Genomic DNA, 10596 nt, shown 5'->3' on the forward strand with positions numbered 1-10596 from the left:
GTGCGGGAACCGCACCCGCCCCTCACAAGATCTTCACCCGGTGGCCGGAACGGTGTCCTCGAAGCCGACCCCCGCCGACCGGTATGCGGCGACCTTCGCGGCGGCCTGCGCGGGGGTGAGGACCTGGTCCTTGACGTGGAGCACGTAGTCGACCTTCTGGTCGTAGGAGCGGGGCGTGGTGCTGCCCTGGCCCGCCAGGTCGATCAGCCACTGGTTGAAGTTGATGCTCATCGTGCGCTCGGGGAGGTAACGAGCGTCGTGCCGGCCGAACTCCTGGCCGTCGACGTAGTAGACGATGCTGCTGTCGTCGATGGTGAGGACGAGGTCGTGCCACCCGGCGTAGCTCGCCCGGACCTCGGAGTGCTGGTTGACGGCCTCCCACGGGTCGGGGCGGTAGGTCTCCCACGAGGTGGTGTACAGGATGTTGGCGGGCTCGCCCCAGCCGCCGTTGGGCAGGTACTCGAAGTCGTACTCGGCGTAGTCGTCCGCCATCGGGGCCTTGAGGTCGTTGATGGTGAAGAACGTCTGGACGAGGTGGTCGCCGTCCGGGCCGGATCGCGGGGCGTCGGAGAAGTGCACCCGGGCCGCGTAGGTGCCGTTCTTGAACTTCATGTCCTTGGTGAGGATCTCGGTGTGCTCGGTGGTCGCACCGCTGCCCGCGGTGGAGGTCTCCAGGTTCATGATCGAGTTGGTCCCCTCCTTGGCGAAGGTGACGTTCTCGGGCGCCCAGGTCGCCCCGGGCACGCCGGGGCCGCCCGCGTTGGAGCGGACGTTCCAGCCGTGGGCGCCGATGGCGGGGTCGGTGTGCGAGGTGTAGTCGAAGTCGTCGAAGAGGGCAGGACCGTCCGCCGGCGGGTCGGTGGGGTCCGGCGGGTCGGTGGGGTCGGTGGGGTCGTTGCCGGCGGGGGCGGTGCCCCACACCGTCGGGCCGCCGACGCTCGCGGTGACCTTGGTCCAGTCGCCGTACGAGGTCCGGCCGGGACCGAAGGAGTAGTCGTCGTTCTGGTTCAGGGGGCGCCAGTCGGAGCGGTGGAAGCGCAGTTGCATGTCACCGGTGTCAGCGCCCGGCGCCAGGCTGCCCGCGCCCGCCCGGAAACCGATCTCCAGGTAGCGGTCCGCGTCGGCGGTGGGGGCGGCGAGCGTGCCGAACGTGCCGGTGATGTTCGCGCAGCCCCGTACCGCCCATGAGCAGGCGAAGGTGTAGGAGGCCCCGGCGTCGGCCTTGAAGTAGTAGCGGATGCGGACCTCGCTCAGGGAGAGCGTGGTGCTGCCGGAGTTGACGACCTTGAACCACGGCTCCGCCTGATCGCTGCCGCTGGAGCTCTGGCGGTACTGGACCCTCACCGAGGCGTCGGCGGCCGCGGCCGGCAGGGCGGACAGGGTGGCACAGCCGAGACCGGCCACCACGGCGGCGGCCAGTGCGGCACGTGCCCGGAGGCCGGGGCGGGTACGGGTCCGTCCGGTACGCGCTGTTGTGCTCATGCTGGTGCTGGTCACCTGGTTTTCCTCTCGGAAGGGGTGGTCGTGGGGGGTCGGCCCGGGATGCCGAGGGCTCCGAGCCGGGCTCTGTGGTGGTGCAGCCGTGCGCTGAATCCCGTCCAGTCGCCGCCGCCGCTCCAGGCGGTGTCGGCGAGGGCGCACAGCCGGGGGAAGGCGAGGTACTCGGCGTGCTCGGCCGTGGTCACGTACTCGGTCCACAACTGGGCCTGTGTGCCGAGCACATGGTCCGCGGCCTCCGCCTCCCAGTGGGCGGGGGCCGGCTCCGTCGCGTACACGGCCCGCAGATCGACGACCGCGCCGGGCTGGCCGGGCGGTTCGCCGGCGTCGGCCGACTGCGGGTAGTCGAGGTACGTGGAGCGGTAGGGGGCCATGATCACCTGCTGGCCGCGGCGGGCGGCGGCCAGAGCGTGGGCCTCGTCGCGCCACATCATGGCGGTGAACGAGGACGGCAGGTCGAGACCGGTCTCCGTCCAGCCGAGCGGCTGCCGCCCCCGCTCGCGCAGATGGGCGCCGATCCGCCCCATGAACCAGCCGTGCAGCGCCTCGGGGCCGCCTATGCCCTCCTGTTCGGCGCGCAGTCGCGCCGCGGGTGAGGCGTGCCACTCGGTGGTGGGGCACTCCTCGCCGCCGATGTGGACGTGCCGGGAGGGGAAGACGTCGATGACCTCGTCCAGGACGGTGCGGCAGAAGTCGAGGACCTCGTCGTGCACACCGAGGACGGTTTCGCAGACGCCCCACTGCCGCCACACGTCCAGCCGGCGGTCCGGCCGGTTGCCCAGGTGCGGGTAGGCGGCGAGCGCGGCGCGGACGTGGCCCGGCATCTCGATCTCGGGCACGACGGTGACGCCGCGGTCGGCGGCGTGGGCGACGAGGGCGGCGAGCTCCGCCCGGGTGTATGCGCCGCCGTGGGGCAGACCGCCCACTTCGGTGAGCCTCGGGTAGGCGGCGACGGGCATCCGCCAGCCCTGGTCGTCGGTGAGGTGCAGATGCAGCACGTTGAGCTTGTGCAGCGCGAGCAGGTCGACGAAGCGCCGGAGGAACGCCACGGGCAGGAAGTGGCGGGCCACGTCGAGCATCGCTCCGCGCCAGGGGAAGCGCGGCACGTCGGTGATCTGCACACAGGGCAGGGACCAGTGGGCGCCGGGGGCGGGAGTGCCCGACAGGACGGCGGGGGGCAGCAGTTGGCGCAGGGTCTGGATGCCGTGAAGCAGCCCCGCGGGGCGGCCGGCGCGCAGCAGCACCGCGTCGGTCCCGACGGTGAGTCCGTAGCCCTCGGCGCCGAGCCCGGTGAGCTGGGGGTCGAGGGCGAGGACGACACGGCCGTCGGGCACGAGGGGCAGCGGCAGGCCGGTGGCCGGGGCGAGATGGGCCCGCAGGAGCGCGGCGGCCGGTCCGGCTCCGCGGGTGGCGCGGATGCCGGTACTGCCGTCGAGTACGAACGCACCTGAGGTGACGGTGAGTTGGGCCGGACGGGGGATCAGTGCGGGGCCGGTGCGCGATCCGGTGCGGGGTGGTCCGGTGCGGATGGTTCCGGTGCGGGGTGCGGGCATGTGTCGGCTCTCCTATCCCTTGACCGCGCCGCCGGTCATCCCGGCGGAGACCCGGCGCTGAAGCACCAGGAAGAGGACGAGTACGGGCAGGGCGAAGAGTGTGGAAGCGGCCATCGTGGCGCCCCAGTCGGTGCCGAAGACGTTGGAGAACGAGGAGAGCCAGACGGGCAGGGTGCGGTCGTCCTGGTTCTTGATGATCAGCATGTTGGCGAAGGCGAACTCGTTCCACGCGGTGATGAAGCCGAACAGCGATGTCGCCAGCAGTCCCGGCGCGAGCAGCGGGAAGGTGACGCGGCGGAAGGCGGCGGCCCGTGTGCAGCCGTCGACCTGGGCGGCCTCCTCGAGTTCGACGGGGATCGCGGCCAGGAAGCTGCGCAGGGTCACGACGGTGAACGGCAGTGTGATCATGAAGTAGACGAGGGTGAGGGTGGCCAGGCTGTCGAGCATGTCGGCGTCCCTGGCGATGATGTACATCGGGATCAGCAGGGCCTCCCAGGGGGCGACCTGGGCGATGAAAACCATCAGGACGAAGCCCCGCCGGCCCTTCCAGCGCAGCCGGGCAACGGCGAAGGCCGCGCCCGTCGCCACCAGCAGTGCGAGCAGCACACTGCCCGCGGTGACGGTCAGGCTGTTGCGCCAGAACGACCAGAAACCGTCCGCCCGGAGGGCGTTGGCGAAGTTGTCGAGGGTCAGGGTGGTGGGCAGCAGCGCCTGGGATCCGGTGTGGATGTCGGCTGCAGGCTTGAAGGCGGTGAGGATCATCCAGTACACGGGGAACACCGAGAGGACGAAGACGATCAGCGCTCCCGTGTTCAGCAGCAGACGCCGCGGCGAGGTCGGTCTCACAGCTCGGCCTCCTGTTTGAACATCTGCCGGAAGTAGAAGATCAGCGCGGCGACGAGCATCAGCACGGTCAGCGTCGCGACAGCCGCCCCGAGGTCGTAGCGGTGCAGCGACTGCGCCACCTGGTAGGCGTAGACGGGCAGGGTGGTCGTCGCGCCGCCCGGCCCGCCTCTGGTCACGGCCCAGATCTGGGCGAAACAGCGGAAGACCCAGATGACTTCGAGGCAGAGGATCAGCCCGAAGACCGGACGGAGGACGGGCAGCGTCACCGACCAGAAGATCCGGCCGCCGCCGGCCCCGTCGATCCTGGCCGATTCGAAGAGTTCGGCGGGGACGGTCGCGAGCGCCGCGTGCAGGGTGACGGCGACGAACGGGACCGACTGCCAAACGACGAGCAGCACCAGGAGCGTGAAGGCGGCCGGGCCGTGCGCGAGCCAGGAGTAGCCCTCGAAGGAGTCGAACCCGATCCCGGCCAGCACCCGGTTGACCAGTCCGAGGCGCGAGGAGAACAGCCACTGGAAGACGGTCGTGGTGGCGATCACGGGGCTGGCCCAGGCGAGCACGAGTCCGCTCAGCACCAGGACGCGCATCCTCCTGCCGAGCCGCTGGAGCATGAGGGCGGCCATGGTGCCCAGCACCATGATCAGCACCACGTTGACCGTGGTCCACCACAGGGTGCGGCGGACCACCTCCCAGAACTCCGCGTCCCCGAGGATCTCCCGGTAGTTGTCCAGACCGGTGAAGGCGGCGTCGCCGCGGATGAGTTCGCCCATCCCGTAGTGCTGGAAGGAGATCAGCAGGTTGCGTGCCACCGGGTAGGCCAGCAGGACGGCCGCGCCGAGGACGGTGGGCGCGATGAGGAGGTACGGCCAGAGTGCGCGGGGCGAACTCCTCATGACCCGAGCGTCTTGGTGATCTTGTCGGAGGCCTCTTTCGCCGCCTTCGCCGGGTCGCTGCCGGTGAGCACCGCCGTCATGTACTGCTTGACGGGGTTGGTGGCCTCGACGGCCGCCCACTGCGGGGAGTTGGGCGTGGCGCGGCCGTGGGCCGCCGCGGCGGCCATGGCCGCGGTGCCCTCGTTGTCCTCGATGACCCCGGCGAGGGAGGTCCGGTTGGGGACGTAACTCATGGTCTTCGCCAGGTCGGTCTGCCACTTGTCGCCCGCGAGCTCCTTCACCACCTGATAGGCGGCGTCGTGGTGGGCGGAGGCCTCGGGGATGATGAGGTCGGAGCCGCCGGTGAAGGTGGCGCCCGGCCGGCCGGCGGTGTTCCCGGGGACGGGGAAGAACCCCAGCTTCCCGGCGAGCGCCGGGGCGGCCTGTTCGATGATCTTCGCCCCGCCCGGTACGGAGATGATCTGGGCGACGTCACCCTTGGCGAAGACGTCGGCCTGCGGCGGCTTGGCCTCGTCGGAGTCCTTGGGGCCGTCGCCGAGGGCCTGGAGGCGCTGGTAGAACTCCATGCCCTTGAGCGCCTCCGGCGAGTGGAGCGCCCCCTTCCAGGTGTCGCCCTCGCGTTCGGCGAGCTCCCCGCCCTCGTCCCAGATGAAGCCGGCGAGGGTGTACCAGTTCTGGCCGGGCAGGTAAATGCCCTGGGTGCTGCCGGTGTCGAGTTTCCGGGTGATCTCGAGCCATTCGTCGCGGGTCCTGGGCGGGGCGGTGACGCCGGCTGCGGCGAAGAGGTCCTTGTTGTAGATGACGACGCGGTTGGCGGCGTACCAGGGGATGCCGTACTGCTTCCCGTCGATCCTGCCGGGGTCGGCGAGGCCGGGCAGCCAGTCGGCGCCCGCCAGTTCGCCGACCTTGTCCGTGAGGTCCTTGACACCGCCGCTGGTGGCGTACTGGGCGACCTGGGTGTTGCCGACCTCGATGACGTCGGGCGCGTCCCGGCCGGCGAGCGCGGCGGTGATCTTCTCGCCGATGCCGTCCCACTCCTGGATCTGGATGTCCAGGGTGGTTCCCTTGTGCCGCTGCTCGAAGTCCTTCTCGAAGCGCTTGAGATAGGCGTCGGAGACGCTGTCCCTCATGATCCAGACCGTGAGTTCCTCCGTGCCTCCGGCCGCCTCGGAATCCGGGCCGGACGTGGAGCTGCACGCTGCGAGAGGCAGGGAGACGGCGACGACGGCGGCAGCGGCGATGGAGCGAATCTTCAACTGATCCACCTCTGAAGTGAGTTGACCAATTGGTAAACTGGCCAACGGCGTGGCTAGAAGGTGGCATGGACCAATGTTGACGTCAAGTGCTTTGAAAACACTGGTTCGTTCAGCAAGCGGCCGTAGGACCACATAGATCACTGGTAAGCAGCGCCGTTTACCATCTGACCAGTTGTCGTCGACGTGGAGCAGAGAGGCAGGGTCCATGGAGAGCAGCTCTTCGGGCGCCGTATTGAAGCGGGAAAGGGTCAGGGAGTTCCTGCTCGGTCTGATCGAGGCCGGCCGGCCCGGCGACGCCATCCCCTCCGAGCGGACCCTCTGCGCGGAACTCGGCGTGTCCCGCCCCACACTGCGTGCAGCCGTGGACGAACTCGTCGCCACCGGGGCGCTCGTACGGGAGCACGGCCGTGGGATGTTCGTCGCACCGGCGAAGATCACCCAGGAACTCGTCTCCGACGACGCGGCGTTCGCCGTCCCTCGCGCGGCGGGCGCCTGGTCGAGCCGTGTCCTGGAGCTCGCCACCATCACCGCGGGCGCCCGGATCGGCCGCAAACTGCGGATGTCCCCCGCCGCCGAACTGGTCTACATCGCCCGGCTGCGACTCGTCGACGGCGCCCCCATGGCGATCGAGCACCTGCACATCCCCGCCCGGCTGGTGCCCTCCCTGACCCCGCAGGAGCTCGAGGCCGGAGACCTCTACGACCATCTGCGCGAGCACCATCAGGTCCACGTCGACCAGGCCGTCCAGTCGATCGAGCCGACCGTCGTCAACGAGGCGGAGGCCGCGGTGCTCGACGTGCCGGTCCTCTCCCCCGCGCTGCTGGTCGAGCGCCTGACGACGGACACCTCGGGAAGCCCGGTCGAGTACGTCCACTCGGTGTACAGGGGCGACCGCTACCGCATCGTCTCCCGTCTCGCGCTCGGCCCGTCCGCCGCACCTGCCGACCGCCCGGCGGGCCACCATCCCGGTATCCCCCCGGGCGACTTCGCGCACCGCGACATCATCACGTCGTCGACGACCGGCGACGCGTACTGAACCTGCCCTCGCCGCCCCGACCGTCCCGCATGGACCGGGCACAGCGCCCGCGACGAACGCGGCCCGGGGCACCGCGCCCGCCCGGGGATCGACATGGCGCGCTCCCGCCCCGGCGCGAGCCTGCCGCGTCCCTCACTGAACGCGCCGAGGTGGTGCGGGAGTTCGTGCGGCTCGGACCGACGCAGGCACCACATTCCGTGGTGGCCTTCCGGTCGCAGCCGGCCGCCGCCTGAAAGGGCCGTATCCTCGGCCCATCAAGCTCACGGGCTCTGGCTCTGGCTCTGGCTCTGGATGTGGACCTGGCTAGGGCTCGGGCCGGGCTCGGGCTCTCGGGAGGGGACGGCGATGAGGGACGAGGGCGCGCCCCGGGCGGCGCTCAAACGCGAGCGGGTGCGGGCGTATCTGCTGGGCCTGGTGGACGACCGGCGCCCCGGGGACGCCATCCCCTCCGAACGCACCCTCTGCGCCGCCCTCGACGTCTCACGCCCCACCCTCCGCGCCGCCGTCGACGAACTCGTCGCCACCGGGGCGCTCGTACGGGAGCACGGCCGTGGGATGTTCGTCGCACCCGCCAAGATCACCCAGGAGCTGGTGGGCGACTCGGGTCCGGCCGCCGCCCCGCAAGCACCGGGGACCTGGTCGAGCCGCGTGCTGGAGTTCCACAGGACCGCCGCGGGCGCCCGTATCGGACGCAGGCTGCGTCTCTCCCCCGCCGCGGAGATCTTCCACGTCGCCCGGCTGCGGCTGGTCGACGGCGGCCCCGTCGGACTCGAGTACCTGCACATCCCGGCCGGGCTCGCCCCCGATCTCACCCCGCGGTGGATGGAGTCGGGCTTCTACCGCTACCTGCGGGCCGAGCGTCGGATCGTCGCCGCCCGGGCGGAGCAGTCCATCGAGCCCACCGTGCTGAGCGAGGCCGAGGCGGAGCTGCTGGCCGTACCCGTCCTGTCGCCGGCGCTGCTCTTCGACCGCGTCACCTCCGACCCCGAGGGCCGTCCGGTCGAGTACGTGCGCTCCCTCTACCGCGGGGACCGCTACCGCATCCTCTCCCGGCTTTCGCTCGGTCCCACGGGGGACGGCAGCCCCGCGCCCGACGCCTCGCGGGAAGCCGACTGGTGGGGCACGGTGGAGTGAACGCACCGAGAGGAGCACGACACCCATGTCGAACCACACCTACCGCGTCACCGAGATCGTGGGCACCTCGCCCGACGGGGTCGACCAGGCCATCAAGAACGGCATCTCCCGGGCCTCGCAGACGCTGCGGGGCCTCGACTGGTTCGAGGTGACGCAGGTCCGCGGGCACATCGTCGAGGGGCGGATCGAGCACTACCAGGTCGGTCTGAAGGTCGGCTTCCGTCTCGAGGACGGCGACTGAGCACACGCGACGAGGACTCGCGACCGACGACACGCCGCCCCGTCCGTTCAGGGGCGGCGTGCGGCACGTCCCGGAACAGCCATGCCCGGCCGGGCTCAGGTGCGGGGACGACCGGCGCGGCTCAAGCGCGGGGACGACCGGCGCGGCTCAGGTGCGGGTGCGGACCGGGCGCCGCTCAGGGCGGACCGCGCGGCCCAGGGTGCGTCCGGTCGCCACGGCTCAGGGACAGGGCTGACCGGCCCCGCTCAGGTGCGGCCCTCACGCTCCTGTGCTTCGTGCATGGCAGGCGTCGTGGTCGCCCTGCCCCAGACCGCCCGTACGACCCGGAAACCGGCGCGCTCCGCGTCCTGGCACACCAGTTCGTCGTCGTCCACCAGCATTCTGATCTCCCGGTCGCGTGAGAGCTGCCGCAGGATCTCGAGCTTGGTCCTGCGGGCGGGCCGCCGGTCGTCGTTGCGCCGCATGAAGATCCGCCCCTCGGGCAGCCCCTGTGCCGCGAGCCAGTCCACGGTGTCCTTCCGGCAGCGCTCCGGCCGGCCGGTCAGGTACAGCACCTCGCACTCCTGCGCCGCCTTCAGGCACAGCGCCACGCCTTCGGCGAGCGGCGGGTCCTCGGGGGCGGCGGCGAAGAAGGCGTCCCACGCGCGTGGCTTGCGTTCCAGCAGATGCTGGCGGTGCCCGGCGTCGGAGAGCGTTCCATCGAGGTCGAATACGGCCAGCGGCCTGCTGCTCTGGGTCACGCCGGTCACCCTAGGCCCTCGCCGCGGGATCCTGCCGGACCGGGGGCACGGCGGAACCGAGGGCAGCCCGGAGCCGGGAGAACGGGCCCCGGCGGTGGCTCGGGCGGCACATCGGGAATCCTCGCGCGGTGAACGCGTTGAACCGTGATGTGAGCTCACTGACCGCGTCCACCGTCCGTCTGTCGGTCCTCGACCGTTCCCGCACCCGTGAGGGGTACGAAGGCCCTGCCGCGCTGCGGGACACCGTGAGCCTCGCCGTGCAGGCCGAGGCCCTCGGCTACCACCGCTTCTGGGTCTCCGAGCACCACGGCGTCCCGGGCGTCGCGGGCTCGGCGCCGACGGTGCTCGCGGCGGCGGTCGCCGCCGCGACCACCTCGATCCGCGTCGGCACCGGCGGCGTCATGCTGCCCAACCACCAACCTCTGGTCGTGGCCGAGCAGTTCGGCGTGCTGGAGTCCCTCTTCCCCGGCCGGGTCGACATGGGGCTCGGCCGGTCCGTCGGCTTCACGGACGGAATCCGCCGCGCGCTCGGCCGCGACAAGCAGGACGCGGAGGACTTCGAGGCACGGCTGGAGGAACTGCTGGGCTGGTTCACCGGCGACCGGACGGCGCATCCGCACGTCCACGCCCGCCCCTCGGAGGGGCTCAGGGTCCCTCCGTTCCTGCTCGCCACCGGTGAGGGCGCGGGAATCGCGGCCCGTGCCGGTCTTCCGCTGGTCATCGGCGATCTCCGTGGCCGGGAGCGGCTCCTCAGGGCCGTGGAGGGCTACCGGCGGGACTTCCGCCCCTCCGCCTGGGCGGAGCGGCCGTACGTGGTCGTCGCGGGGACGGTCGCCGTCGCCGGGAGCCAGGAGGAGGCGCGCCGGCTGCTGATGCCGGAGGCCTGGTCGATGGCGTACTCCCGCACGCACGGGACGTTCCCGCCGCTCCTGCCGTCCGAACGCATCGAGGCGCTGACGATGACCGCCAAGGAGCGCGATCTCTACGAGTCGGGGCTGAGCGGCCACATCGCGGGGACCGAGGACCAGGTCGCCGACGCCCTGGGGGCGGCGGTCGAGGAGAGCGGGGCCGACGAGGTACTCGTCACGACCAGCACCTACGACCGCGTGGCGCTGCTGGACTCGCTGCGGCGTCTCGCGCGGCTGGCCGGCCTGTCTTCCCACGAGCTGACCGGTGCGGCGGCCTGACCTGCCGGACGCCACCGCGTGCCCGACCGGCCTGGGCGCGACCCGCGTCCACCCGCGCCCTCGCGAAGGCCCCTGACCAGCGACCCGGCCCGCTCTCGTCCCCCGCTCGCGACTCATCCGAAGACCACCGACCAGGGGCGCGGCCCGTCGCCGGCCGAGGTCTCGGCCGGTGCCGCGGCGCCGAGGGCCGGTGCGCGGTCGCGGGCCAGGACG

At 71.6% G+C, this 10596-nt stretch carries 10 protein-coding genes; 4 read left to right on the top strand and 6 right to left on the bottom strand.

Annotated features, from left to right (window positions below; translation table 11 throughout):
• Positions 1-33: 33 nt before the first annotated feature.
• From ACWGH4_RS22285 to ACWGH4_RS22305, 5 genes are read right to left on the bottom strand one after another with little or no spacing between them, the layout of a single operon-like run.
• A complete protein-coding gene (locus ACWGH4_RS22285; protein WP_453463576.1) occupies positions 34-1482 on the bottom strand; it encodes a cellulose binding domain-containing protein in 1449 nt (482 codons plus the stop codon).
• Between the two features lie 11 nt (positions 1483-1493).
• Positions 1494-3050, bottom strand: a complete 1557-nt coding sequence (locus ACWGH4_RS22290) for a beta-N-acetylhexosaminidase (RefSeq protein WP_453463560.1) — start codon at positions 3048-3050, stop codon at positions 1494-1496.
• A gap of 12 nt (positions 3051-3062) precedes the next feature.
• On the bottom strand, positions 3063-3896 hold the full coding sequence (locus ACWGH4_RS22295) for a carbohydrate ABC transporter permease (protein ID WP_453463562.1): 834 nt from the start codon (positions 3894-3896) through the stop codon (positions 3063-3065).
• Positions 3893-4789 (bottom strand): ABC transporter permease subunit, encoded by an 897-nt coding sequence (locus tag ACWGH4_RS22300; protein ID WP_441262192.1) that lies wholly within the window; start codon positions 4787-4789, stop codon positions 3893-3895. Before ACWGH4_RS22300 ends, ACWGH4_RS22295 begins: the two co-directional genes overlap by 4 nt.
• Positions 4786-6045, bottom strand: coding sequence for an extracellular solute-binding protein (locus ACWGH4_RS22305; protein ID WP_453463565.1), 1260 nt, complete (start codon positions 6043-6045; stop codon positions 4786-4788). The genes ACWGH4_RS22300 and ACWGH4_RS22305 overlap by 4 nt, the downstream gene beginning before the upstream one ends.
• A gap of 205 nt (positions 6046-6250) precedes the next feature.
• Between ACWGH4_RS22305 and ACWGH4_RS22310 the strand changes: the two genes are divergently transcribed.
• The 3 genes from ACWGH4_RS22310 to ACWGH4_RS22320 all read left to right on the top strand — a co-directional run bounded on the left by ACWGH4_RS22310 (position 6251) and on the right by ACWGH4_RS22320 (position 8456).
• Entirely contained in the window at positions 6251-7081 is an 831-nt protein-coding gene (locus ACWGH4_RS22310; protein WP_453463568.1) for a GntR family transcriptional regulator, read from the top strand.
• Positions 7082-7426: 345 nt separating this feature from the next.
• Entirely contained in the window at positions 7427-8215 is a 789-nt protein-coding gene (locus ACWGH4_RS22315; protein WP_453463570.1) for a GntR family transcriptional regulator, read from the top strand.
• A 25-nt stretch (positions 8216-8240) separates the two neighbouring features.
• Positions 8241-8456, top strand: a complete 216-nt coding sequence (locus ACWGH4_RS22320; RefSeq protein WP_005308402.1) for a dodecin — start codon at positions 8241-8243, stop codon at positions 8454-8456.
• Between the two features lie 245 nt (positions 8457-8701).
• Here the strand turns inward: ACWGH4_RS22320 and ACWGH4_RS22325 are convergent, their stop codons facing one another.
• Entirely contained in the window at positions 8702-9196 is a 495-nt protein-coding gene (locus ACWGH4_RS22325) for a phosphatase domain-containing protein (protein WP_453463573.1), read from the bottom strand.
• A gap of 137 nt (positions 9197-9333) precedes the next feature.
• Between ACWGH4_RS22325 and ACWGH4_RS22330 the strand changes: the two genes are divergently transcribed.
• Positions 9334-10383, top strand: coding sequence for an MsnO8 family LLM class oxidoreductase (locus ACWGH4_RS22330; RefSeq protein ID WP_453463579.1), 1050 nt, complete (start codon positions 9334-9336; stop codon positions 10381-10383).
• The last annotated feature ends 213 nt before the right edge of the window (positions 10384-10596 follow it).

The organism is Streptomyces sp. NPDC054847 (genome assembly GCF_053610925.1).